23 protein-coding genes are annotated in these 24718 nt (G+C 72.0%); 7 read left to right on the top strand and 16 right to left on the bottom strand.

The features are described from left to right. Positions 1-49: 49 nt before the first annotated feature. From ACFVJQ_RS07825 to ACFVJQ_RS07860, 8 genes are all read right to left on the bottom strand, one after another. Positions 50-340: a phosphopantetheine-binding protein gene (locus ACFVJQ_RS07825; protein WP_385509066.1), complete on the bottom strand. Its 291-nt coding sequence runs from the start codon at positions 338-340 to the stop codon at positions 50-52. Between the two features lie 50 nt (positions 341-390). Beyond that, positions 391-1389: a 2,3-diaminopropionate biosynthesis protein SbnB gene (gene sbnB / locus ACFVJQ_RS07830; protein ID WP_385509065.1), complete on the bottom strand. Its 999-nt coding sequence runs from the start codon at positions 1387-1389 to the stop codon at positions 391-393. Between the two features lie 26 nt (positions 1390-1415). Continuing rightward, positions 1416-2363, bottom strand: coding sequence for a 2,3-diaminopropionate biosynthesis protein SbnA (gene sbnA, locus ACFVJQ_RS07835; RefSeq protein WP_385509064.1), 948 nt, complete (start codon positions 2361-2363; stop codon positions 1416-1418). A 150-nt stretch (positions 2364-2513) separates the two neighbouring features. Next, positions 2514-3269, bottom strand: coding sequence for a thioesterase II family protein (locus ACFVJQ_RS07840; RefSeq protein ID WP_385509062.1), 756 nt, complete (start codon positions 3267-3269; stop codon positions 2514-2516). A gap of 38 nt (positions 3270-3307) precedes the next feature. Then, entirely contained in the window at positions 3308-3850 is a 543-nt protein-coding gene (locus ACFVJQ_RS07845) for a DUF2087 domain-containing protein (protein WP_385781752.1), read from the bottom strand. After that, on the bottom strand, positions 3759-5186 hold the full coding sequence (locus ACFVJQ_RS07850) for a helix-turn-helix domain-containing protein (protein ID WP_385781755.1): 1428 nt from the start codon (positions 5184-5186) through the stop codon (positions 3759-3761). Before ACFVJQ_RS07850 ends, ACFVJQ_RS07845 begins: the two co-directional genes overlap by 92 nt. Before the next feature lie 69 nt (positions 5187-5255). Continuing rightward, entirely contained in the window at positions 5256-6527 is a 1272-nt protein-coding gene (locus ACFVJQ_RS07855; RefSeq protein ID WP_385509058.1) for a M18 family aminopeptidase, read from the bottom strand. Beyond that, a complete protein-coding gene (locus tag ACFVJQ_RS07860; protein ID WP_385509057.1) occupies positions 6524-6676 on the bottom strand; it encodes a hypothetical protein in 153 nt (50 codons plus the stop codon). Before ACFVJQ_RS07860 ends, ACFVJQ_RS07855 begins: the two co-directional genes overlap by 4 nt. 387 nt (positions 6677-7063) lie before the next feature. Here ACFVJQ_RS07860 and ACFVJQ_RS07865 point away from each other — a divergent pair, with 387 nt between their 5' ends. Next, on the top strand, positions 7064-7936 hold the full coding sequence (locus tag ACFVJQ_RS07865; RefSeq protein WP_385509056.1) for a LuxR C-terminal-related transcriptional regulator: 873 nt from the start codon (positions 7064-7066) through the stop codon (positions 7934-7936). Here ACFVJQ_RS07865 and ACFVJQ_RS07870 read toward each other — a convergent pair. From ACFVJQ_RS07870 to ACFVJQ_RS07885, 4 genes are all read right to left on the bottom strand, one after another. Then, positions 7836-10784, bottom strand: a complete 2949-nt coding sequence (locus tag ACFVJQ_RS07870) for an amino acid adenylation domain-containing protein (protein ID WP_385509055.1) — start codon at positions 10782-10784, stop codon at positions 7836-7838. The genes ACFVJQ_RS07865 and ACFVJQ_RS07870 overlap by 101 nt on opposite strands. A gap of 67 nt (positions 10785-10851) precedes the next feature. Then, complete coding sequence (locus tag ACFVJQ_RS07875) at positions 10852-11676, bottom strand: SDR family oxidoreductase (protein ID WP_385509054.1); 825 nt, start codon at positions 11674-11676, stop codon at positions 10852-10854. After that, entirely contained in the window at positions 11660-12391 is a 732-nt protein-coding gene (locus ACFVJQ_RS07880) for a thioesterase II family protein (protein ID WP_385781759.1), read from the bottom strand. The genes ACFVJQ_RS07875 and ACFVJQ_RS07880 overlap by 17 nt, the downstream gene beginning before the upstream one ends. A 127-nt stretch (positions 12392-12518) precedes the next feature. Beyond that, positions 12519-12935: a hypothetical protein gene (locus tag ACFVJQ_RS07885; protein WP_385509052.1), complete on the bottom strand. Its 417-nt coding sequence runs from the start codon at positions 12933-12935 to the stop codon at positions 12519-12521. On the opposite strand from ACFVJQ_RS07885, the gene ACFVJQ_RS07890 reads away from it, so the two are divergent. The 3 genes from ACFVJQ_RS07890 (at position 12925) to ACFVJQ_RS07900 (ending at position 17788) form a co-directional block, all read left to right on the top strand. Next, positions 12925-13299, top strand: a complete 375-nt coding sequence (locus tag ACFVJQ_RS07890) for a hypothetical protein (RefSeq protein WP_385509051.1) — start codon at positions 12925-12927, stop codon at positions 13297-13299. The two genes, ACFVJQ_RS07885 and ACFVJQ_RS07890, sit on opposite strands and share 11 nt — an antisense overlap. 303 nt (positions 13300-13602) lie before the next feature. Next, positions 13603-14766, top strand: coding sequence for an exonuclease SbcCD subunit D (locus ACFVJQ_RS07895; protein ID WP_385781764.1), 1164 nt, complete (start codon positions 13603-13605; stop codon positions 14764-14766). Positions 14767-14794: 28 nt separating this feature from the next. Continuing rightward, a complete protein-coding gene (locus ACFVJQ_RS07900; protein WP_385781767.1) occupies positions 14795-17788 on the top strand; it encodes an AAA family ATPase in 2994 nt (997 codons plus the stop codon). A 2-nt stretch (positions 17789-17790) separates the two neighbouring features. On the opposite strand, the gene ACFVJQ_RS07905 is transcribed toward ACFVJQ_RS07900, so the two are convergent. Then, positions 17791-18237 (bottom strand): Lrp/AsnC family transcriptional regulator, encoded by a 447-nt coding sequence (locus tag ACFVJQ_RS07905; protein ID WP_129796659.1) that lies wholly within the window; start codon positions 18235-18237, stop codon positions 17791-17793. A gap of 121 nt (positions 18238-18358) precedes the next feature. Here ACFVJQ_RS07905 and ACFVJQ_RS07910 point away from each other — a divergent pair, with 121 nt between their 5' ends. Then, positions 18359-18841, top strand: a complete 483-nt coding sequence (locus tag ACFVJQ_RS07910) for a rhodanese-like domain-containing protein (RefSeq protein WP_385781770.1) — start codon at positions 18359-18361, stop codon at positions 18839-18841. 98 nt (positions 18842-18939) lie between these two features. Continuing rightward, on the top strand, positions 18940-19785 hold the full coding sequence (locus ACFVJQ_RS07915) for an SDR family oxidoreductase (protein WP_385781773.1): 846 nt from the start codon (positions 18940-18942) through the stop codon (positions 19783-19785). On the opposite strand, the gene ACFVJQ_RS07920 is transcribed toward ACFVJQ_RS07915, so the two are convergent. After that, a complete protein-coding gene (locus ACFVJQ_RS07920; protein WP_385781776.1) occupies positions 19786-21477 on the bottom strand; it encodes a DUF885 domain-containing protein in 1692 nt (563 codons plus the stop codon). It abuts the gene before it with no gap. A 33-nt stretch (positions 21478-21510) separates the two neighbouring features. Then, complete coding sequence (locus ACFVJQ_RS07925; RefSeq protein ID WP_385509045.1) at positions 21511-22002, bottom strand: Lrp/AsnC family transcriptional regulator; 492 nt, start codon at positions 22000-22002, stop codon at positions 21511-21513. 60 nt (positions 22003-22062) lie between these two features. Here ACFVJQ_RS07925 and ACFVJQ_RS07930 point away from each other — a divergent pair, with 60 nt between their 5' ends. Next, on the top strand, positions 22063-23238 hold the full coding sequence (locus ACFVJQ_RS07930; RefSeq protein WP_385509043.1) for a trans-sulfuration enzyme family protein: 1176 nt from the start codon (positions 22063-22065) through the stop codon (positions 23236-23238). Between the two features lie 63 nt (positions 23239-23301). Here ACFVJQ_RS07930 and ACFVJQ_RS07935 read toward each other — a convergent pair whose 3' ends face one another. Beyond that, the gene (locus tag ACFVJQ_RS07935) at positions 23302-24717 is read right to left on the bottom strand and encodes a GNAT family N-acetyltransferase (RefSeq protein WP_385781779.1); all 1416 of its coding nucleotides are present in this window, start codon (positions 24715-24717) and stop codon (positions 23302-23304) included. Position 24718: the final 1 nt, after the last annotated feature.

Raw genomic sequence — 24718 nt, forward strand, 5'->3', positions numbered from 1 at the left:
CACCCTCCAGGAAGATTTCAAAGCGACAGCGCGACGTCCGGGAGGGCCGTCAGGACCGGCGCACCAACTTGGGCCGCGCGACGGCCGGTTGCGCGGCGCTCTCCAGAGCCACGGCGAGACCGGCCGCCGTGGGGGTCTCGAAGATCTGCCGCAGTTCGAACTCCACCCCGAAGGCGGCGCGCAGTTCGCCCCACAGCCGCATCGCGCGCATCGAATGTCCGCCGCGGTCGAAGAAGTTGTCCTCGGGGGCCACGGAGTCGAGCTCCAGCACTTGAGCCATCACGGCGGCGACCTTGGCCTCGGTCTCGGCCCGGGACGGGCGCGGGTCTGCGACATTCATGGTTGCGGTTCCCGTTCGATGTGGGTTGACAGGAGGAGGCGGCACGGGGCCTACCAGCGGCGGGTCTCGCCGAAGAAGTCGGGGATCGTCCGAAGTCGCCCTTCGACGGCGGCCTGCGCATGGACGTAGTGGCCGACGGCCAGGTCGAGGACGCCCAGGCCGAACGGCGAGAAGACGGTTGCCCGCGCCGGGTCGGTCCGCACCTGCCCCGTGAGCACCTGCGCGAGCGTCCCGGTGACGAAGTCCCGGTTTCCGGTGAGCTGTTCGGCCAGATGGGGAGAGGTGTTCGCCTTCATGCAGTGCTCGACGTCGTCGAGCACGTTGTCCGCCGTGAGCAGCAGCTCCGGGGCCAGGTCGCGCAGCGAGACATTGAGGATCAGCTGCCCGGGCCGCAGAGCGCGGTCGGCAGAGATGTGGGGGCGCAGCGCGGTGGTGGCGAGCACCACCAGATCGCAGTCGAGGGCCTCGTCGGCGGACGCCGTACGGGAGGCAGCCCCGTACTCGGTCACGAGGTGGCCGGCGAGGGCCTGCGCCGAGGGCTCGTCGATGTCGTGACAGCGGACATCGGTCAGCGGTGTGCCCGAGTGGTGCAGGTACCGGCAGATGGTGCGCGCGATGACGCCGCCGCCGAGGACTCCGATGCTGGTGGGTGTGCCATGACTCAGGGTCGTGGCGGCGAGCGCGGCGGACGCCGCGGTACGCGCGGCGCTGATGCCCGCCGCTTCCAGCAGGGCGAACGGGTAACCGGTCGTGTAGTCGTTGAGGACGAGCACCGCCGAGGCGCGCGGGAGCCCTGACTCCACATTGCGCGGAAAGCTCGCTATCCACTTGATTCCGGCGACATCGGTGGTGCCACCGAGATAGGCGGGAAGGGCGATGATGCGGGAATCGGGCTTGTCCGGGAACCGGAGGAAATAGCTGTCCGGATTCACGCTGTCGCCCGCCTCATGGGCGAGGTAGGCGTCACGCACGCTGGCGATGACATCTTTTTCCCGGCCTGCCAGTATCGCCATGACGTCGCTGCCGCTGAGCACGGAGAATTCAAGCACGTTCGTTCCTCTGAGTCTGGTGGTGGTCAGCCCGGCAGGTATTCGGCTTCTCTTCGCTCGGTGGCGGCGGCGAGGGTTTCGGCCCCGAATCGTTCGACGACCCAGTCGTCGTTGTAGACGGTGTCGAGATATCCCTCCCCCATGTCCGGGGAGATGGCCAGTACCCGGCTCCCGGGGGCGATCCGGTCGCTGAACGCGGAGACGGCCGCCAACGTGCTGCCGGAGGATCCGCCGAGCAGCAGTCCGTGTTCGCGGGCGACTCTGCGGCAGGTGCGGACGGCGTCCCGCTCGTCGACGAGGACTTTGTGGAACGAGCCGTCATCGACGAAGATCTCGGGGACGTGGCTGGTGCCGATCCCGGGGATCCAGCGTCGTCCGGGTCCCCCGCCGAACGTCACCGAGCCCACGGCGTCGACCGCGACGACGTTCGTCGACGCCCCCGCCTCGCGCAGTCCCCGTACGCAGCCCATCAGTGTCCCCGACGTCCCGGTGCCCACGAACAGCCAGTCCGGAGCGCCGAAGCCGGCGAGGATCTCACCCACGGTGTGCGTGCTGTGTGCCATGGCGTTGGCCGGGTTGGCGTACTGGTTCAGCCACACGAGCCGGGAGTCGGCCGCGGTACGACGGCGGATGTACTCGATACGGGTGGCGAGATAGCCGCCCGCCCGGTCCCGCTCGTCCACGATCACGACGTCGGCGCCGAGTGCCTTGATGAAGCGCAGGGTGCGCGCGTTCACGTTGGGGTCGGTGACCAGGGTGATGCGGTAGCCCCGGGCCGCGCAGATGGAGGCGAGGGCCACTCCCAGATTTCCCGAGGTGGATTCGATGAGTTCGCACCCCGGAGCGATGCGTCCCTGCGCCTCGGCATCGAGAATCATTTCCCGGGCCGTCTTCAGTTTGATGGATCCGGCCGGGTTGAGACCCTCGATCTTGACGTGTGTGGAGAATCCCGTCGTGAATCCCGGGAGTTCCATGAACCGGTCACCCGATGAGACGTCGTAGATTCGTCGTGGTATCAATGCCCCTCCGCACATCACGGGTCGGACGAGCAACCCATCTCCCGAACCTTAACCGCGCCTTCCCCGCACCTTTCGGCATTCCCACCGGCAGTGCGGGGGCAGTTATCAGCCTGTTGTCACCACCCGGAGGGCACCGGCGATCTCGTCCGCCACGTCCTTCTGGTTGGCCTCGTCCAGCAGGTAGAAGTGGCCCCCGGGAAAGACCCGTTCGCGCAGGCCCGCACCAGCACGACGGCTCCACCGGGTGAGTTCGGCGGTCTCGGTCAGCGCGTCGTCACGGCCGCCCAGCACGGTGAGCGGGACCGACAGGGTCCGGTGGGCGTGGCGGGTGGCCAGGCGGTGCCCGAGGGTGAGGTCGCAGCGCAGCACGGCGAGCAGGTGTGCCTGGAGGTATTCGTCCTGCAGGACTTCGGCGGGCGTGCCGCCGCCCCGTTCGAGGATGTCCATGAGGTCTTCCTCGCTCCACTTCCCCGCGAGTTCGGCACGCGAGCCGCCGTTGGGGTGAGCGCTGAGCACGAGGGACCGGCACAGGTCCGGGGCGGCCAGTGCGAGCGCCACGGCGAAGGCGGCGCCCATGCTGTGCCCGAAGAGGACGGTCGGCAGGACGGACAGGGTGCGCAGTTCTCCGGCCACGGCCGCCACCGCGCCCTCGGGGTCGTCCAGGATCTGGCGGGCGTCCTCACCGAACCTGCGCTCCCGGCCGGGCAGCGTGACGCCGACGGCCTCAATGTCGTCGGGCAGCCAACGCACTGTCGGCAGCAGGGCGTTGGGGCCCGCCCCCGAGTGCGCGAGGACGACGACGCGGCCGGTGGCCGTGCCCTGTGCGGGTCGTATGACGGTGGTCCAGACGTGCTGGGGCATTCCTGCTCCTCCTGCGGGCGGCTTCGTGGGTGCCGGGGTCAGTCGCGCTGCGCGGTGTCGTCGCGCAGCCAGTACCTGCCGTCGCCGCGGTCCAGGATCTGGAGCTCGATCAGGTACCGGCGGACGGCGACGTGGTCGGTCCCGGAGCCCTCGCACCAGGCGCGCAGCAGGTCGTTGACGGCGGGTTCGTCGTAGGTGTGGCCGGTCTGGAAGGTGCCCTGGGCCAGGTGGCGCAGCACCGTCCGCCGGCGCTCCAGCTGCGCCGGCAGGCTCCGCAGGCGGCCGTCCACGACGAAGGTGCGCAGCAGGGACGTCTCGGGCCCGCCGCCCGGTGCCGGTGCCACGGTGGCCGTCCGACGTGCCGCGGCCCTCAAGTACGCGATGTTCGGGCGGAGTTCACCGTCGTCATCGGTCACCAGCTCGCCTGCGACGAGCTTGCGCACCGCGGCGGCGGTGTCCTTGGGTGCCGTACCGGCTGCCCGGGCCGCGTCAGGCAGCGTGGTCGCGCCGAGGACGATCGCGGAGAAGACCCGCAGCCGTACCGAATCGGCGAGTATCCCGACGATGGTCTGCGCCGTCATGGGGGTCTTCCTCCTGTCGCTGTGAGGGGTGAGAGAGATGGGGGAGATGGGGCGGTACGGAGGGACATGCCGCCCGCACGAGGTTGAGGACGCTGAACGCGATGCGCCTGTCCGTGCGTTCGCGGCGCACGAGCCCTTGTTGCAGCAGTGCCTGCACCGTCACCGCGGCGGACGCACGACTCAGGCCGAGCCGCTGCGCCACCTGCTCCACCGTCCAGTGACCGCCCCAGTCGGCCAGCTGGGCCAGCAACATCCGCTGATCCTTCGTCAGTTCGGCGAGGGCCTGCGTGAGCGCCCGGTCGACCCAGCTGCCGGAGGGGGTGTCACAGGGTGGTGCGGCCAGGAGCAGGGGTTCGGTGCGGGCCATCGACACGAGTTCGTCGGGCGCGCACAGCAGCAGCCAGGAGGCGACCGACTCCAGGGCGCGGGGCAGCCCGTCGAGCAGGGAGCAGATCTCTCGCAGCGCGGCGGCGTCACCGGTGTCCGGACGGTAGCCCGGGCGCAGTTCGGCGATCCGGTCGAGGAGGACAGCGAGCGCGGGCGAGGGCGGCGCCGGGTGCGGTCCGCCGAGCGCGGCGACGTCCTGGTCGTGCAGCGGACCCAGCTGGACCGTCCGGTCCTGCTCCCGGTCGCGTGCGGTGCGCGTGGTCTCCAGGATGCGCAGCCGGGGGCACTCCGCGAGGAGGGAGTCCATGGTCGCGCGGGAGACGTGGTCGCCGTCCGGGGTGGTGTCGTTCCCGTCGATCACCAGCAGGACGTCCCGGTCACCGACCAGGCGTGCGGCCTCCGCGGTCGCCCCGCCGGTGCGGGCGAGCAGTCCTTCCATCCAGGAGGCCGGGGCGACCTGGAGTCCGTCGGGGTAGGCGCCTGCGTCGGTTCCGGCCGCGCGGGGCACGCTCATCCACAAGGTGGGCACGCCGGTTCCGGTGTGCAGGGTGTGGGCTGCCGCCAGGGCGAGGCGGGTCTTGCCGGAGCCGCCGAGACCGGCGACGGTGACGGTCCTCCCCGTGGGCCGGCGCAGCAGCCCGACGGTCCGGTCCAGGTCGGCGCCCCGGCCGTGCGGGCGTGTCGCCGCCACGGCGGGCAGCACCGACAGGGCCTCGAAACTGGCGTCGTCGGCCTGGAGTCCGGCCGCGACGAAGAGCGCTGCCCGGCGGCCGCCGCCGAGTCTGAGCGCGTCGGCGAGCAGCCGGATCGTCTCCTTGCGCGGGTTCTTCGCGAGCCCGAGTTCGAGGTTGCGGATGGCCCGTACGCTCACGGCGGAGAGCCCGGCCAGTTCGGTCTGCGTCAGCCGGGCACGGCCGCGGTAGTGCTGGAGCAGGTCGCCGAGGCTCATGGCGTTGATCGTCGCCGTCAAGTGCGTGCCCTTTCATGGGAGTTCCGTCGTGATGAGGAGAGCGAGTGGTCAGTGCGCGGGGTCGGCCAGGAGGAACTCGGTGAGTGCGCGGGTGAGCAGTCTGGGGTCATGGGCGCCGCACAGTTCGCGTACCGAATTGAGCGACAGGCCGGGCACGCCCACGTCGATGACAGGGATGCCGAGGCGGGAGGCGAGCAGGGGCGCCACGGGCGAGCCCTCGGGCAGGTCGCCCCGGCGGCCGGAAGGCTGCCAGGGCACGCCGGCCCGCTCGCAGGCACGTGCGAACTCGGCGATACGAGGGCCGTCGGCGGTCCCGGTGCGGCCGGTGCCGATCTCCACGACCGGCCCGCCGTTGGGCAGCGGGCGACGCGGCTCTTGGAAGTCCGGGTGCAGCGCGTCCGTCATCCCGGCGGCGACCGCCAGCGTTCCCGCGACGGCCCGTTGCCAGTCGTCCCGGCAGCCGCCCCGCGCCTCCACGGAGCGGCGCAACACCCGGGCGAGCAGGGCGCATTGAGACCCGCCTGCCGACCCCGGGCGCGCCGCCATGTGGTCGAAGGCCGCGAACGCGGTGACCGCGGAGGGCCCGCGCTCCGCGGCACTCAGCAGTGCGGTGAGCCCCGAGTGCACGGAGACGAGATTGTTCAGACGCGCCGATGCGACGAAATCCTCGGCATCGCCCAGGAAGCCCGGAGGCTGCACGTCGTGGAGCATCAGGTCCCAGTCGAGCACGTCGTCGACATGGACGTCCGCCTCGCTCGCCAGTCGGCTCAGCAGACGGCCCGGATCCTCCCCGCCCAGTCCCCAAACGGGAGCCAGCTCCCGGCTGTCACGACCAGGACCGCCGTCGGGTCCCGGCCCCGGCAACGGCTGCGGGGCCCGCAGCAGAGGCGAGTCCGCACAGACCAGTCGGGTGGTCCCGTCGTACAGGGCGAGCCGGCCGGACACTCCCAGGTCCCGGTCGAGCCAGCTGCCGAGACAGACTGGGCCGTAGGCCTCCACGGCGATCTGCTGCCACCCCCGAGCCCCCGTGTCCGGCGCCGGTCCGATCCGCAGATTGGGCGCGTCGGTGTTCGCGGCCACGAGCCGGATCGGGGTCGGACCGGGGGCACCGGGCGGGGCGTACCAGGCGATGAGGGTGCCCCCGCCGGCCACGAAACAGCCGCCTGTCGCGTCCGCCCAGTGGGCACCCTCGCTCAGCTCCCGGAACCCGGCCGTCCGCAGCCGGTTCGTCGCCTCCTCCACCGCGTGGTAGGGCGACGTCCCGGCCTCGACGTACGACAGCAGATCGTCGCCGTGCCGCACCGGGTGCGGTGAGGTCACTGCTGGTGGTCGAGGGAGATGGCGCGGCCCCAGGCCGAGTCGGCGCTGACGTGCGTGTCCGCTTCTCCTCCGGCCGGCTGGGCTTGGCCGCCGAGGGCGATGAGCCCCAGGGCGAAGGATGCGATCGTGGCACGGATCAGGTAACGCATGGGTGGGTCCCCCTTCGGAACAAGTGGTCGGGCGGTGTGCGGCCGCCTGTCGCCATGCTTGCCGAGGGCGTGGTCGTCGCCATAGGTCCACCAGGGCGCACAAATGTAACCTTCACACTTGTGAGCCTCGAACAACCTCGGCCGAACTTGTGCGAATGCGACACCCCGCAGCCGAGTTCGCCCTGCACTCCCGCACGCGACCTGTACCGCGCAGCGCTCTCGGCAGGGACCCTGCCCCGCGCGGACGTACCGGATTGCCTGTGGAAGCTGTCCCTTGTCCGCGAATGCGCTGAGTCACCGGATTCGGCGGAGGTTGTTCCGCCTGAGGCCGCGGCTTACGCGGCGCTCGGGCCGCTGGAGGAGGAACTGGCGCGCAGGCGCAAGGAGTTGCTGTCGGCCCAGGCCACTTTCGCCGTCCTGTCGGAGGCGTACGCGGATGCGCGCAGGGACCGGCAGTCGCCGGTCACTCTGCTCACCGGTGGCAGCCTGATCAGCTCGGCCCTGGAGGCGGCCGTGGCGGGGTGTCGCGAGGAGCTGCTGACGGCGCAGCCCGGCGGTGGGCGTGCCCCGAATCTCCTCGAAGAGGCCAGGGAGCGGGATGTGAGCCTGCTGTCGCGCGGTGTCCGGCAGCGCACCATCTACCAGCACACGGTCCGCTCGCACCAGGCGACGATGTCGTACATCGAGGAGGTCACGGAGGCGGGCGCCCAGGTCCGCACCCTGACCGAGGTCTTCGAGCGCATGATCATCTGCGACCGGGAGGTCGCCTTCATACCGGCGTCCGAGGAACGTTCCGTCGCCGCGCTCCGGGTCACGCATCCGGGACTCGTCCGCTTTCTGACGCAGTTCTTCGAGAACGCCTGGGACAGGGCGGTCCCCGTCGTTCCGTGGGCCACCCCGGTGCGGCCGCCCGAGATCACCTCGGACATCCAGCGCACCATCCTGCGGGCGATCGTGTCCGGTGAGACGGACGACTCCATCGCCCGGCGCCTGGGCATGAGCCGGCGCAGTGTGGCCGAGCACGTCCGCAAGGTGTCCCAGCAGCTCGCCAGCGGCAGCCGGGCCCAGCTGGGCTACCTGCTGGCGACCTCCTCACTTCTCAGTCCGGAGGACGGCGGCGCTGAGGACGCCTCCCTGGGGCTGCTCGGCGACGCCGGCGTCACGTGCGGCTGCTCGCGAGCACCCGCGCCAGCCGCGTCACTGTCGGGTGGAGATACAGTTCCCGCAGCTGCAGAGGCGGCATCCCCTGCTCGCGCATGACCGCCGTCAGCCGCACCGCGAGCAGTGAATTCCCGCCGAGCAGGAAGAAGTTGTCGTCCGGTCCGACGGGCACCCCGAGCAGCGCTTCCCAGACCGAGGTGAGGGACGCCACAAGGTCGGTGCGGTCACCGTCCGGTGATTCGGCCACGTCCACGGGCGCGGGCGGCGCGGAGACGACGGCGTGTTCGGCCAGCTTGCGCGTGTCCAGCTTGCCGTTCGCGGTCAGGGGCAGGGCCGGGACGGCGATCACCGACGTCGGCACCATGTACGAGGGCAGGACGCTCTGCGCGCGGCGGTGCACCGCCGCCGTGTCGCCGCCGGAGCCCAGCACCACGTACGCGGTGATACGGGCCTGGGCGGCGTCTCCGGTCTCGCCTCCCTCGACGACCACCGCCGCCGCCGTGACGTGCGGTTCCTCCAGCAGGACGGTGCGGATCTCGTCCAGCTCGATCCGGAAGCCCCGCACCTTCACCTGCGAGTCGAGGCGCCCCAGGTGCTCCAGCCTGCCGTCCGGGAGAAGCCGGCCGCGGTCGCCGCTGCGGTACATGCGCCCGCCGGTGAAGGGGTCCGGCACGAAACGTTCCCGGGTCAGGCCGGGACGTCCCAGATACTCCAGGGCGAGGCCCTCGCCACCGACGTAGATCTCGCCGGGAGCGCCGCACGGGACCGGGCGCCGCTGCTCGTCGAGGACGTACACGTACCAGCCGGGCAGCGCGGGCCCCACCGAGCGCGAACCGGACAGCGCCTCGCGTCGTGTGACTGTCTGGGCCGTGACATGGACGGTGGTCTCCGTGATGCCGAACATGTTCACCACACGACAGCGGTCCTCCGGGTAACGGTCGAACCACGTCCGCAGCAGGCGGGTGTCAAGGGTCTCACCGCCGAACACGACCAGCCGGACGGCCAGTTGCTCCCCGCTGCGGCGATCGGCGTCCATCAGCTGCGCGAAGGCCGACGGGGTCTGGTTGAGCACGGTGACCCGCTCGGTCAGCATGAGGGCGTGGAACTCCTCGGGCGACCGGGAGACCCAGAACGGCACGACGACGAGCCGGGCCCCCGTCAGCAGTGCTCCCCACACCTCCCATACGGAGAAGTCGAACGCACAGGAGTGGAAGAGGGTCCAGGTGTCGTCCGGGACGAGGCCGAAGCCGTCCCGCGTGGCGGCGAGGAGGGCCACGACGTTGCGGTGCGGTACGACGACGCCCTTGGGGCGGCCGGTGGAGCCCGAGGTGTAGATGACGTACGCCGCTTCCTCGGGGGCCCGCGTGGGCTTCACTTCTTCCGGCGCCGCACCCACGTCCTCCCCCCGCGCCTCCAGCTCCTCCGGGCGCACGCACCACATGCCGTCGGTCCCGGGGAAGGTGTCGAGGGTGGTCACGACGGCCCGCAGCCCCGCGTCCTCGGCGGTGTACGCGAGCCGGTCGGTCGGGTAGGCCGGGTCCATCGGCACATAGACGCAGTCCGCCTTCAGCACGGCGAGCATGGCGACCACGAGATCGAGCGACCGATCCAGGCAGATCCCCACGCGCTCACCGGCACCGACCCCGCCGACCCGCAGAGCGGCGGCACAGCGCGCGGCCCGCTCCTCCAGTTCGGCGTAGGTCAGCGTCCGTCCCTCGCAGGTGACCGCCACGGCATCGGGCCGTTCGGCGGCTCTGGCGGCGAAGACCGCGTCGATCCGATCCGGCGTCCAGGTCAACGGCTTTGCGGGAGCACCGAGTTCGGCCGTACGACGCGCCTCCTCCTCATCGAGCAGCCCGATGTCACCCGGCGTGAGCTGCCCTGCCGTGGTGCCCAACTGCTCGTAGACGAAGGCGACGTGCCGCGCGAACCGCCTCGCCGACTCCTCGCCCACCTCACCCAAGCGATGGTGGACGATCAGCTGCGGCGCCCCCGCGGCGGTGCGTCCGGGGACGACGGTGAGCGGAAAGGGAGCGGTCTGACACGCCGTGTAGAGATGGTCGTCGGCGTACGAGGGCTCATCGCCGGTCCCGGCGAGGATGCCCACCGCAACCCTGCCGCCCGCGCCGAGCACGAGGTCCGCGTACTGGTCCGCTCCGCACCGGCCGTCGCGTCCTGCGAGCGCTTCCCCCGCGCGCGCCAGAAGGCCCGCCGTGTCGACAGCACCGGAGAGGTCCAGCGTGAGCAAGGTGCCGGTGTCGAACGCGCCCAGCGCCCCGGCGGGCCGGTCCCGCCAGTTCCGCAGCACGCCGAGAAGCGGCCTCTCCTGCTCCTCGAACCGGGCGAGGACGATCGCGGCCGCCACCGCGAGCCGGGCTCCCAAGTCGGCCGCTCCGGCGTGCAGTTCGACGGTGACATGTCCCGTACGCTCGCCCGCGTTCCCTTCCCCGGCCGCCCAGTCCAGCCCTGCCGCGCACTCCGCCGCCCGCCACTCCTGGAGCGTCTCTTCCCGCGCCTCCCCACGGTCGTCCGGTTCGACGGGACGCACCTCTTCGTACCGGGAGCGGCCCGTCAGGACGTCGGCGACGAGGCGCAAGGACTCCGCGTCCAGCCGTTCGCGATGGGCCACGAGGACGAGTTCGGCCTGTCCGTCGGCGAATTCGAGCAGGACGGCGCGGAAGGCCTCGTCCCGAGGATGGAGAGCACGGGTCGTCTCGGCGCGCACCCGGTCGCTCCCGGCGACTCGGTCGGCAAGGACCCGCTCGTGCCACAGCCTGGGCAGCTTGCACCCGGTGTCCTCACCCCACCAGGCCCCGACCGCCTCGTCCAGCGTCCGGCCCATCAGCTCCGCGTCCGCGCCTTCCGGAAGGCGGACGTGGACGGCGTGGCAGCGTGCGGACGCGGCGCCGGCGGCGGGGGTGAGCCAGGACGTATCGATTCGGGGCACGGCTTCGACTCCAGGTGGCGTGGACGTGGTGGGAGGGCGCAGCGCCCGGCAGGAGCGTGTCGGGGCGTCAGCGCGCGGTGAAGCCGCCATCGACGGTGAGGACGCTGCCCGTGACCTGGCGCGATTCATCCGAGGCCAGCCACAGGGCCGCCGCCGCGATGTCCTCCGGTTCGACGAGCGCGTTCATCGGCTGCGACTGCACGAAGGTGTCCTCATGTTCGTCCACCGGGACGTCCAGGGCACGGGCGATCTCGGACAGCATGCGCCCTTCGACGTGGTCCGCGTCCCGGACCGATCCCGGGCAGAGCGCGTTCACCCGCACCTTGCGCGGCGCGTAGTCCAGCGCCACGGCCTTCGTCAGGCCGACGAGGCCGTGCTTGGCGGCCACGTAGGCGGCGAAGTGGCGGTAGCCGACCAGTCCGGCGGTGGAGGCGACGTTGACGATGCTGCCCGAACCACGCTCGATCATGCGGCCACCCACTGCCCGGATCAGGCGCCAGGCCCCGGACAGATCGACGTCGAGCATGAGGTTCCACTCGGCCTCGTCGATGTCGTGCGCGACCTTGCCGGAAGGAGCCGCGATGCCTGCGTTGTTGACCAGGACGTCGATCGCGCCGAACCGTGCGACGGCCGCGTCCACCGCGGCATCGACCGCGTTCGCGTCCCGTACGTCGACCGACTGAGCGAGGACGGAGGCGCCGAGGTCTCGGCAGAGTTCCACCGTGTGCGCGAGCTGGCTGGCGGACCCGAGCGGATAGGGCACCTGGTCGAGGTCCCGGGCGATGTCGAGCAGGACGAGGTCCGCGCCTTCCTTCGCGAAGGCGGTGGCGCAGGCACGCCCCAGCCCCCGGGCGGCGCCCGTGACGAGGGCGGTCTTACCGGACAGGCGCACGGTCGGCTCCCGGGAGTGTCTGCACCTGTGCGTCGATCACCCGGAGGAGAGCCGGCACGTCGTCGGCCAAGTACATGTGGCCGCCGTCCAGTTCGACCATGCTCAGCCCGCTTTCGGTGACATCCGCCCATCGGGCGACCGCGGCCCCGCTCACCAACTCGTCGTGGCGGCCCCGCAGAGCCGTGACGGGCACCTGCAGGGACTTGTCCGTCGAGGGCCGGTAGTTCTCGTGCATCGCGACGTCCGCGCGCAGCGTGGGCAGCAGCAACTCCCGCATGTCCGGGTGCTCCAGGGCCGGATGCGCATACCCTGCAAAGCGCCGCACCTGAGCCAGAAAGGCCTCGTCGTCCAGGTCGCTGGCCCGGGCCTCCCTGCCATCCCAGGGCCCCGGCGAGCCGCTGACGAACAGCCTCTCGACACTGATCCCTTCCAACTCGCCCAGCTTATGGGCCAGTTCGTAGGCGAGAACGGCGCCGAGACTGTGGCCGAAGACCGCCACCCGGCCCGCACCGCCGGTGAGCCGCACGACCTGGTCGTACGCGTCCGCCACGGCCTGGGCCACGTCCGTGTGGGGCAGCTCGACGAAGCGCTCCTCCCTCCCCGGGAGCTGCACCGCCACTATCCGCAAGGTCTCCGGTACGTGCTTCTCCCAGGCTCTGAAGAACGAGGCGCCCGCCCCCGCGAAGGGTAGGCAGACAAGAGCTATCGGTTCCATCGGGTGGATTCCCTCTCGGACAAGTGGAGCTCAGGCGCAGCAGCGTATGTACAGCTTCGGAGCCACAGCGGCATGCGGGAGGGTAGATGGGCGGCAGTTACGACCGGGCGCCCGGGCCGATGTCCGGCTACCCAGTGTCTACGGCGACCTGGGCAGGCGCTGGGCGATACGGGAACGGGACGATCCCTCCGGGGGCGGCACCGAGATGCGCTGCGCGTCGATCTCCCGCAGTACCGAGTGGACCTGTTGCACGCCAGGGGTACCTCGCCTTCGGTGCCTGGAGGCCGGTGCTGACCAGGACCAAGGGCGGCCGGTCGCGGTCGGTGTCGCGGACGAGTAGGAGGCGGACGGTGCGGGTGTGCAGGGAGCCGTACCACAGGCCGGTGCGCGGGGGTGCCGGGGCGTACAGGATGGCGTTCTTCGGTAGCCAGGTGGTGAAAGTGACCCGTTCGGGCAGGTCGCGCAGCGGCTTGCCGTGGTAGGCGGAATCGGCCACGGCGTGGATGCGTCGGGACCGGTGGCAGGCGGCCAGAGTGCGGAGCATCTTCGGACCCCACCGCCGCCCGCTCCTCGAACAAGCCGCCGCTGCCGTTGCACCCGTCGGCCGTGATCGGTCAGCTGACATCCAACGCCTACAGGAAGAATCGGAGAGCCTCGCCCGCCGCAAGGAACTGCTGCTCGACCAACTGGCCGGAGCCGGCGGTGACGACGCCGGGGGCCCTGAGACCACAGCAGAGTTCGCAAGGGGATCCGCAAACGGTTTCGACGCGCTGGAGCATCAGCGACGTGCCGCTGTGGCCCAGCTGGAGCAGTACCGCGCCGAAACGTCATCGTCAACAGGACCCGGCAACATCGAACTCATCGAGGCGCTCCCGCAGCTCACTCTCCGCTTCGGGCAGCTGACGTGAATGACCTCCCCGGGGCCTTGACCTGTACCTTCTCTTTCGCACGGTCTCGCACGAGAGGCTTTGGGGGACGCATGTGGGATTCGTGGCCCCTCCTCGGCACGCCTTGAAGCCTCGGCCGTACCGTCAACCAGATCGCCGCGGACATTTCCGGCAACTCGGTGCCGGAAGCGGGTGAGGAGCTGAGACCCGTGGTGGATCAGGACCCCAAAGGCGTTAGCGTGGTGAGCGCTGATCGCGAGCCCGTGCTGGTTCGTGCTGGTTTTTGGGGTGCAGGAGGGGAAACATGCAGGTCGGAGCGATTTTGTGAGATTGCTGCACACTTCCGACTGGCATCTCGGCCGGGCGTTCCACCGGGTGAGCATGCTCGGCGCCCAGGCCGAGTTCATCGGCCACCTCGTCACGACCGTGCGTGAGCACGACGTGGACGCGGTCGTCGTGTCGGGAGACGTGTACGACCGGGCCGTACCGCCGCTGGCCGCAGTGGAGCTGTTCGACGACGCCCTGCACCGGCTCGCCGACCTCGGCGTGCCGACGGTGATGATCTCCGGGAACCACGACTCCGCCCGCCGTCTCGGGGTCGGCGCCGGGCTGATCGGGCGGGCCGGCATCCACCTGTGCACCGATCCCTCCGCGGCCGGGATGCCGGTGATCCTGGCGGACGAGCACGGAGACGTGGCGTTCTACGGCCTGCCCTACCTCGAACCCGCCCTGGTGAAGGACGAGTTCGGGGTGGAGAAGCCGGGACACGAGGCCGTGCTCGCCGCTGCCATGGACCGGGTCCGCGCTGACCTCGCCACGCGCGTACCGGGCACGCGGTCCGTCGTCCTCGCGCACGCCTTCGTCACCGGCGGTGAAGTCAGCGACAGCGAGCGGGACATCACCGTCGGCGGTGTGGCGTCGGTGCCGGCGGCCGTCTTCGACGGCGTGGACTATGTGGCGCTCGGGCATCTGCACGGCTGCCAGACCCTCACCGAGCGCGTGCGCTACTCCGGCTCCCCCCTGGCGTACTCCTTCTCGGAGACCGCGCACCGCAAGAGCATGTGGCTCGTCGACCTCGACGCCGACGGCTCGGTCGCCGCCGAGCGCATCGACTGTCCGGTGCCGCGCCCGCTGGCCCGGATCCGAGGCAGGTTGGAAGAGCTGCTCGCCGATCCGGCACTCGCGCCGCACGAGGAGGCCTGGGTCGAGGCGACGCTCACCGACCCGGTCCGCCCGGCCGACCCCATGGCGCGCCTGACCGAGCGGTTCCCCCACACCCTCAGCCTCGTCTTCGATCCCGAGCGGGCCGCCGATGAGCCCGACGTGTCCTACGCCCGCCGTCTTGCGGACCGCAGCGACCAGCAGATCGCCGAGGACTTCGTGGCCCATGTGCGCGGTGCGGGGCCCGACGCGGACGAACAGGCCGTGCTGCGCGACGCGTTCGACGCGGTGCGCGCGGACCAGGCCGTGCGGGAGGTGGCGCGGTGATGCCGTACATCATGGTGGAGGGGGCCCGATGAGGCTGCACCGGCTGGACATCACCGCCTTCGGCCCCTTCGGCGGCACCCAGACCATCGACTTCGACGAACTGTCGGCCGCGGGACTCTTCCTGCTGCACGGACCGACCGGCGCCGGCAAGACGTCCGTCCTGGACGCCGTGTGCTACGCGCTCTACGGCTCCGTACCCGGCGCACGGCAGAACGGCCAGGGCGCGACCCTGCGCAGCGACCACGCCGCACCCGCCACGCGCACGTCGGTCACCCTCGAACTGACCGTCGCCGGACGCCGGTTGGAGATCACCCGGCAGCCGCCGTGGGAGCGTCCCAAGAAGCGCGGCAAGGGCACCACCCTGGACAAGGCGCAGACCTGGCTGCGCGAGTACGACGCCACCGCCGGCAGCTGGAAGGACCTCAGCCGCTCCCACCAGGAGATCGGCGAGGAGATCACCCAGCTGCTCGGCATGAGCCGCGAGCAGTTCTGCCAGGTGGTCCTGCTGCCCCAGGGTGACTTCGCACGCTTCCTGCGCGCCGACGCCGAGGCCCGCGGGAGACTGCTGGGCCGCCTCTTCGACACCCACCGATTCGCGGAGGTCGAGAAGCGGCTCGCCGAACGCCGGCGTGCGACCGAGGCCGGGGTGCGCGACGGGGACGCGGCGCTGCTGGCCGAGGCGCACCGCATGCAGCAGGCCGCGGCCGACTCCATGGAGCTGCCCGAACTGGCGCCCGGCGATCCCGGCCTGGCCGAGGCCGTCCTGACCGCCGCGGCCATCGCCCGCAGCACCGCCCGCGAGCAGCTGACCGTCGCCCGGTGCGGCCTCGCCGCCGCGGAGTCCGCCCAGGCCGCCGCCGACCGCGCGCTCGACGGCGTACGCGAAGTGGACCGATTGCAGAAGCGGTTCGCACAGGCCCAGGAGCGGGCCCGGCTGCTGGAGGAGAGAAGCGAGGCCCACCGGGCGGACCGGCAGCGCATGGAGCGGGGCCGCAAGGCCGAGGCGGTGGCGCCCGCCCTGGAGCTGCGGGAGTCGGCCGGCGCCGAACACCAGCAGGCGGCGACGGCCGAGGCACACGCGCGTGCCGCGCTGCCGGACGGCTTCGCCGAAGCGGGCGCGGCCGGGCTCGCGGCCGCCGCGCGCCGGACCGCCGAGGAGCTGGGCGGCCTCGAATCCGCCCGCCGCGCCGAGCAGCGCCTGGCCGCACTCAGTGAGGAGCGCGCCGACCTCGACCGCCAGGAGCGCGCCGACGAGGACGCCCTTCGGGAGGCGGAGACCTGGCTGGCCGAGTGGGAGACGACCCGGGCCGGGCTGCAGGCGCGCATCGACTCCGCGCAGGAGGCCGTCTCCAGGGCCGAGCAGCTCGCCGTGCAGCGCGGGCCCGTGCAGCAGCGGCTCGGCGCCGCGCGGCTGCGCGACCAGCTGGCCGGGGACACGGAGCGGGCCCAGCAGCAGGCCCTCGCCTCGGGGGAACGTGCGCTGCGGGCCCGGGCGCACTGGCTCGACCTGAAGGAACAGCGTCTGAACGGCATCGCCGCCGAACTCGCCGCGAACCTCGAGGACGGCGAGCCCTGCGCCGTCTGCGGCGCCGCCGAACACCCCGCCCCCGCGCGGAAGATCGCCGGGCACGTGGACCGCGAGGCGGAGGAGCAGGCGCTGACCGCCTACCAGCGTGCGGAGGAAGCGCACACCGAGGACGAGCGGCGCCTCGCCCTCGTACGAGAGGCCCTCGCCGCCGCGACCGCCGAAGCGGGCGACGCCCCGACGGAGCAACTCGCCGACGAAGCCGAGGAATTGGAGCGGCTCCTCACCCAGGCTCGTCGGGACGCGTCCGGGCTGCACGCCGCGCGCGAGGAGCTGCGCCGCGCCGAGCACGAACACGAGCGGCGGACCACCGCCCGGCGACAGGCAGAGCTGCGCGCCGCCTCCCGGCTGGCCCGCCGGGAGGCTCTGGACCGTGAAAAGGCGTCCCTGGAAGGGGAGTTGATACAGGCGCGGGGCTCCTCGGGCAGTGTGGCCGCGCGCGCCGCGCAACTGGAGCTGCAGGTGGCCCGGCTCACCGAGGCGGCCGACGCGGCCCGCGTCGCCGAGGACACGGCCCAGCGGCTCAAGGACGCCGACGCCCGGCTCGCCGACGCCGCCTTCCGCGCCGGCTTCGACACCCCGCAGGCCGCGGCCGCCGCCCTGCTGGACGACACCGCGCACCGTGAGCTGCAACGACGGCTCGACGCCTGGCAGTCCGAGGAGGCCGCCGTGCGCGCGGTCCTGGCCGAGGCCGACACCGCGGCCGCCGCCCGGCAGCCGCGCGCCGACCTCGCCACGGCCGAGCGCACCTCAGCGGTGGCGGCCCAGCGGATGCGTGACGCGGCCTCCGCATGCGACGCCGCCGCCCGCCGCTGCAGCGAACTCGACCGGCTCTCCGCGCGGGCCGCCGCCGGGGTACGACGGCTGGGGCCGCTGCGCGAGGAGTACGACCGGGTGGCCCGGCTGGCCGGGCTCGCGGCCGGCACCTCCGCCGAGAACGAGCGCAAGATGCGCCTGGAGTCGTACGTCCTCGCGGCCCGCCTGGAACAGGTGGCCGCCGCCGCGACCGTACGACTGCAACGCATGTCCTCCGGCCGCTACACCCTGGTCCACTCCGACGACCGCACCGGCCGCGGCCGCAGCGGCCTCGGGCTGCACGTCGTCGACGCCTGGACCGGGCGTGAGCGGGACACGGCAACCCTGTCGGGCGGCGAGACGTTCTTCGCGTCGCTCGCGCTCGCCCTCGGTCTCGCGGACGTCGTCACCGACGAGGCGGGCGGGGTCCGGCTCGACACCCTGTTCATCGACGAGGGCTTCGGCAGCCTCGACGACCAGACGCTGGATGAGGTCCTGGACGTCCTCGACTCCCTGCGCGAGCGGGACCGCAGCGTCGGCATCGTCAGCCATGTCCCCGATCTGCGGCGGCGCATCCATGCCCAGTTGGAGGTGGTGAAGGGCAGATCGGGGTCGGTGCTGCGGCAGCGGGGCGTCGGCTGAGCTCACCGTCCCAACGGGCGGCGCGGCAGGGGGGACGAGTAGACCACGCTCGTGGTCACCGAGCCCAGTGCGCCGATCTTGCCGGACACCTCTTCCAGATGGCGCATCGAGCGCGCGGCGACCTTGATGACGAAGCAGTCGTCGCCCGTCACATGGTGCGCCTCCAGGATCTCGGGGGTCGCCGCGACGAGGTCGTGGAACGGCTTGTAGTTGCCGTTCGGATAGCGCAGTCGCACGAACGCCAGGACCGGCAGTCCCAGCCGCTCGGGGTCCACGACGGCCGCGTACCCCTGGATGACCCCCGCCTCCTCCAGGCGCCGCACCCGCTCCGTGACCGCGCTCGCGGACATCGAGACGGCACGCGCCAGCTCGGCGAAACTGGCCCGGCCCTCCCGCTGCAGGACATCGAGGATGCGCCAGTCGGTGGCGTCCGGGGAAAACGCGGTCATCCCCGATGGATAGCAGGGGAAACCCCGGCTGATCAAGGGAAACGCCGTGGATCGCTCCTTAAGGAAGGGGATCACCAGGCGTAGATTTCCGGTCGACGAAGCCCGCAACGGAAGGCCAGAGATGAGCAGCAGCACGACCGCCGTCAACCCCGTCCTGCGGGTCGCCCCCGCCGCACCGGCCGCGGCCGCCGCCTACTTCCGCGCAAGCCTCACCTTCCACGCCGATGTCTCCGACGTGGCCGCCGCGCTCGCGGCCGGCGGCGAAGCGGGCTTCGTCGTCGTGGACTCCCGCTCCACCGAGTCCTGGGACCAGGGCCATGTCCCCGGCGCGATCCACCTGCCGACCGCGCTCGTCCCGGAGCAGGCCGAGCAGCTCCTCGACCGGTCGGTGCCGGTCGTGACGTACTGCTGGGGCCCCGGCTGCAACGGCGCCACCCGTGCCGCCCTCGCCCTCGCCGAACTCGGCTACCAGGTCAAGGAGATGCTCGGCGGCTTCGAGTACTGGGTACGCGAGGGCTTCGAGTACGAGACCTGGCAGGGCCGCGAGCGACGCCCCGCCGACCCGCTGACGGCGCCGGTCGACGCGGAGGACTGCGGGTGCTGACGGTTCCTGTGCAGGGGGAGGACTGCGGCGGCTGACGCCACACGCCCGGTGCGGAAATTCATGTGCGCCCCGCCCGCAGCTTCCCGAGCATGGTCGTCATGCCGAAACTTCCGCACCCCGCCCCCGAAGAGCTGCGCCGCGACCCCCTGCCCCTGCACGGCCGGACCGCGCTTGTCACCGGGGCGAGCCGACGAGGCGGCATCGGGCATGCCGTGGCCCGGCGGCTGGCCGCGTACGGGGCAAGCGTCTATCTGCACCACCATGTGCCGCACGACGCCGCCATGCCCTGGGGCGCCGACCGGCCGGAGGACGTGGTCGCCTCCGTGCGCGGGGCGCTCGGCGACCCGGACGCCCGGGTCCTCGCCGGGCCCGGCGACCTCTCCGACCCGGACGCGCCCGCCGCGCTGATCGCCACCGCCGCCGCGGCACTCGGCGGACGGCTCGACATCCTCGTCGCTAACCACGCCCTCAGCGGTTCCGACGGCACCCTCGACACGATCGACGCCACGATGCTCGACGCCCACTGGGCGGTCGACACCCGCTCGGTCCTGCTGCTGGTGCAGGAGTATGCGCGGCTGCGGGCCGGGCTGCCGCCGCGTACGCCGGGCGGGCGCGTGGTGATGATGACCTCGGGACAGGACATCGCGGGCGGGATGCCCGGTGAGATCGCCTACGCCCTCCAGAAGGGCGCCCTCGCCTCGATCACCCGCTCCCTGTCGACGACGCTCGCCGAGCACGCGGTCACGGTGAACACCGTCAACCCCGGCCCTGTGGACACGGACTACCTGACCGGCGAGGCCTACGCGGCCGTGGCCGAGCGGTTCCCCGCCGGGCGGTGGGGCATGCCCGACGACCCGGCCCGCCTCATCGCCTGGCTGGCGACGGACGAGGCGGCGTGGATCACCGGTCAGGTCATCGACTCCGAGGGCGGATTCCGGCGCTGATCAGAGGGCGGACAGCTCGTCCACCAGGTCGTCCAGGCCCAGGGAGCCCTGGGAGAGGGCCGCCATGTGCCAGGCCTTGAGGTCGAAGGTGTCACCGTGCCGCTTGCGGGCGTTCTCGCGGCCCAGCAGCCAGGCGCGTTCACCGAGCTTGTAGCCGATCGCCTGGCCCGGGATCGTCAGATAGCGGGTCAGCTCGCTCTCCACGAAGTCCGCCGGCCGGCTGCTGTGCGCGCCGAAGAACTCCTGGGCCAGCTCGGGGGTCCAGCGCTCACCCGGGTGGAAGGGCGAGTCCGCCGGAATCTCCAGCTCCAGGTGCATACCGATGTCCACGATGACCCGCGCGGCCCGCATCATCTGCGCGTCGAGGTAGCCGAGCCGCTGCTCCGCGTCGGTGAGGAAGCCCAGCTCGTCCATCAGGCGCTCCGCGTACAGCGCCCAGCCCTCGGCGTTGGCGCTGACCCCGCCGATCGTGGCCTGGTAGCGGGACAGGTTCCCGGCGACATGCGTCCACTGGGCCAGCTGGAGGTGATGGCCGGGGACGCCCTCGTGGTACCAGGTCGAGACCAGGTCGTACACCGGGAACCGGGTCTGGCCCATGGTCGGCAGCCAGGTGCGGCCCGGACGCGAGAAGTCCTCCGACGGGGGCGTGTAGTAGGGGGCGGCCGCGCTGCCGGGCGGGGCGATGCACGACTCCACCTTCCGGACCCGCTCGGCGAGTTCGAAGTGCGTGCCGTCCAGCGCCTCGATCGCCTGGTCCATCAGGTCCTGCAGCCACTGCCGGACCTCGTCGACGCCCTCGATGTGCCGGCCGTGCTCGTCGAGGTGCGCGAGCGCCACCCACGGCGTCTTCGCGCCGGGCAGGATCTTCTCGGCCTCCTGCTTCATCTCCGCGAGGATGCGGTGGAACTCGGCCCAGCCGTACGCGTACGCCTCGTCCAGGTCGAGGTCGGTGCCGTTGAAGTAGCGCGACCAGCGGGCGTAGCGTTCCCGGCCCACGGTGTTCGGCGCGTCCTCGATCGTCGGTGCGTACACGTCGCGCGTCCAGTCCCGCAGTTCCACGACGGCCGCCGTCGCGGCGCGGGCGGCGTCGTCCAGCTCCGCGCGCAGCGACTCGGCACCGGCCGAGGCGAAGTCCTCGAACCAGCCGCGGCCGGTGCCGTCGGTGTCCGACCACTCGGTGAGCTGCTCGACCAGGGTCGCCGTCGGCCGGGGAGCCGCGTACAGCTTGCGTTCCAGACCGAGCGCGAGGGACTCGCGGTAGCCGGCCAGCGCGGCCGGCACCGCCCGCAGCCGCTCGGCGATGGCCGCCCAGTCCTCCTCCGTCTCCGCCGGGGTCACGGTGAACACCTCGCGCACCGAGTGCACAGGCGTGCCCAGGTTGCCGACCCTGCGCAGCCCCTCGTCGGCCTCGTGCACGGCGAGCTCGGCGGTGAGCCGCTCGCGCAGCAGGCGTGCGCACCGGCGCTCGATGTCACTGTCCGCGCCCGGCCGGCCTTCGGCCTCGTCGAGCCGCGCGAGCGTCCTGCGCGCCAGCTCCGCGAGCGCCTCCTGGCCCGCGGGCGAGGTGTCGGGCAGGCGGCTCGAACTCTCCTGCACGCCGAGATAGGTACCGGTGATCGGATCGAGGGCGATGAGCTCGTCGACGTAGGCGTCGGCTACCTCACGGGGCAGCGGGCTGTTGGTCTGTGACATGCGGACCATCCTCATACGAGGTGCCGCCGCGCGTCACCCGGATTGAGCCGACGGCGAAGGCGGCAACAGCGGGCCGCAGTCCCACTGTTGGAAAATCAGCCGGGTCTCCACGCGGGCGACTTCACGCCGCGACGTGAACTCGTCCAGGACCAGCCGCTGCAGATCCGCCATGTCCGCGACCGCGACATGGACGAGATAGTCGTCGGGACCGGTGAGGTGGAAGACGGTCAGCGATTCCGGCAGCGCCCGGATCCGCTCCACGAACGGTCCCACCAGCTCCCGCCGATGCGGCCTGACCTGCACCGACAGCAGTGCCTGCAGCCCACGCCCCAGCTTGGCCGGATCCAGCCGCAGCTGATGACCGAGGATCACGCCCGCGCGGCGCAGCCTGGTCACCCGGTCCAGGCAGGTCGACGGGGCGACCCCGACCTGGGCGGCGAGATCGCGGTAGGTCGTCCGGGCGTCGTTCTGCAACAGCCGCAGCAGATCGAGATCCACCGGATCCAGTTCGACAGATTCGGCCATCTGTCGAACGTATCACGGTCTCTGCCCCCAGTGACCCGGTCAGTGTTCACCCTTCCCTCCATGGACACGCCCATCGCATCGAGAGCACTGGCCACCGAGGCCGTGCACGCCGGCCGCGACGACCTCGCCCGTCAGGGACTGCACGCCCCGCCGATCGACCTGTCCACCACCTATCCCTCCTACGACAGCCGCGGCGAGGCCGCCCGCATCGACGCCTTCGCCGCCACCGGCGCGGAACCGGACGGCGCGCCCGTCTACGCCCGGCTCGGCAACCCCACCGTCGCCCGCTTCGAGACCGCCCTGGCCCGCCTCGAAGGCACCGAGTCGGCCGTGGCGTTCGCCAGCGGCATGGCCGCGCTGAGCGCGGTCCTTCTCGTACGGGGGTCCATGGGGCTGCGCCACGTCGTGGCCGTACGTCCGCTGTACGGCTGCAGCGACCACCTGCTCACCGCCGGCCTCCTCGGCAGCGAGGTCACCTGGACCGACCCGGCCGGCATCGCGGACGCGCTGCGCCCCGACACCGGGCTGGTCATGGTGGAGTCCCCGGCGAACCCCACCCTCGCCGAACTCGACCTGCGGGCTGTCGCCCACGCCTGCGGTTCCGTCCCGCTGCTGGCCGACAACACCTTCGCCACGCCGGTGCTGCAGCGTCCCGCCGAGCAGGGCGCCCGGCTGGTGCTGCACAGTGCCACCAAGTACCTCGGCGGGCACGGGGACGTCATGGCCGGTGTGGTCGCCTGCGACGAGGAGTTCGCCCGGCGGCTGCGGCAGGTGCGGTTCGCCACCGGCGGGGTGCTGCATCCGCTGGCCGGCTATCTGCTGCTGCGTGGCCTTTCGACCCTTCCGGTCCGGGTGCGGGCCGCGTCGGCGAACGCCGCCGAGCTCGCCCGCCGCCTTGCCGCCGACCCGCGCGTCGCCCGCGTCCACTATCCCCGCATCGGCGGGGCGATGATCGCCTTCGAGGTGCTCGGCGACCCGCACGCGGTCATCGGCGGCGTCCGGCTGATCACTCCTGCCGTGAGCCTCGGCAGCGTCGACACCCTCATCCAGCACCCGGCGTCCATCAGCCATCGCATCGTCGACGCGGACGACCGCCGGGGCGCCGGCGTCAGCGACCGGCTGCTGCGGATGTCGGTGGGCCTGGAGGACGTCGACGACCTGTGGGCCGACCTGGACCGCGCCCTGGGGGAGCGGGTGTCGCCGCCGCAGCAGCGAGCCTCGGCGGCGCGCGGCTGATCCGGGGCACGCGCAAACGGCCCGGCGTTCACCACCGGGCCGTTCCCTGCGGACGTCGAAGGGTCAGTCCCGCACGCTGGACTGGCCGGCCTCTTCGTGGTCGTACGGCAGCCGCGAGCTGACCGGCGTCGCGTCCAGCCGGGCCGTGATCACCAGCGTGCCCTCCTCGATCTGGTAGTCGAGCGGCAGGCCCAGTCCACGCATCGCGGCGACCATGCCGGTGTTGGACGACCGCGTCACGGCGTACACGCTCTCGCAGCCCGCCTCCACCGCCATCGTCACCAGGCGGCCGAGCAGCTCGCCGCCGATGCCGCGCCGCTGCCACTCGTCCTCGACGAGCAGCGCGACCTCCGTCTCGTCCCCGTCCCACAGCAGATGACCGAGCCCGACGATGTGGCCCGACGCGGTCTGTACGGCGAGCGTCCGGCCGAAGCGCGGGCTGAGCAGATGGTTGAGGTAGCGGTCCGCGTCACCGACCGGACCGTGGTAGCGCATCGCGAGCGTCCTCTTCGAGCACCGCTCGTGCATCTCCTTCGCGGCCTCGAGGTCGCTCGGGTCGGCCCGGCGCACCGTGATGGCACTGCCCTGCGGCAGCGTCAGCACGTCCTGGCTGCGCGGGATGCGCGGCCCGAGCCGGGCGTCCAGCTCCACCAGCGCCCGCGCCCGCGCGAACTCGGTCGGTGTGAACGGCAGATACGGCCGCTCCACGGTGATCACTCCGCCTTCCGGTGCGCGCAGCCGCATCACGGTGTCCTCCAGGGCTCCCTCCACCGCAATGCCGTCCGTCCCGCGGTCGCCCCCTGCCGGGGCGGGCAGCGAACGGATGGTGCACCGGCCGAGCAACTGCCTTAGCGCGAGCGGCAGTTCGGCGCCGTCCAGCGCGGTGCGGGTGGCGAGGCCCAGGATCCGGGTCGGCGCGTCCACCAGGTCGTGGGCGTCGGCCCGCTCGATCCAGGTGTGCGTACCGCCCGCCTGCGAGACCGCCCGGGTGATCTCGGACGCCGCGAGCTCTGCGGGAGCCCGCAGCAGGAACTCGTCGACCGTGCCGTCACCCAGCGGATGCGTCTGCAGGCTCAGGATGTCGACCCGGTGCCCGGCGAGGGCCGTGCACAGCGCGGCCAGCGAGCCCGGTTCGTCCTTCACCGTCGTCCGCATCCGCCACAGCGTGCCCTCCCCGGCCTCGGACTCAGGGCTCGTGGACGGCCCGGCCTGCTGCTCCGGGGAGCGCGGCCGGGCGCCGGTATCGCTCTTCGGAGGAGCGTGACCGTGGCGCCGTGCCCACCAGATGTGGAAGGCGGCCGTGGCGAGCAGGACGACCGCCGAGATCACCAGCAGCGCCGGACCGTCGGGTCCGTGGCCGATCAGGTTCGCCACGGCATCGGCCACCGCGACGGCGGTGAAGAGGGCGGCGAGTTCGACGACGTCCCGTCGCCAGTGGTGCACAGGACGCCCGTTTTTCGCACGCGTCACATCAGACATG

The sequence above is a fragment of the Streptomyces sp. NPDC127197 genome (assembly GCF_042672405.1).
Classification (GTDB): Bacteria; Actinomycetota; Actinomycetes; order Streptomycetales; family Streptomycetaceae; genus Streptomyces; species Streptomyces flavusporus.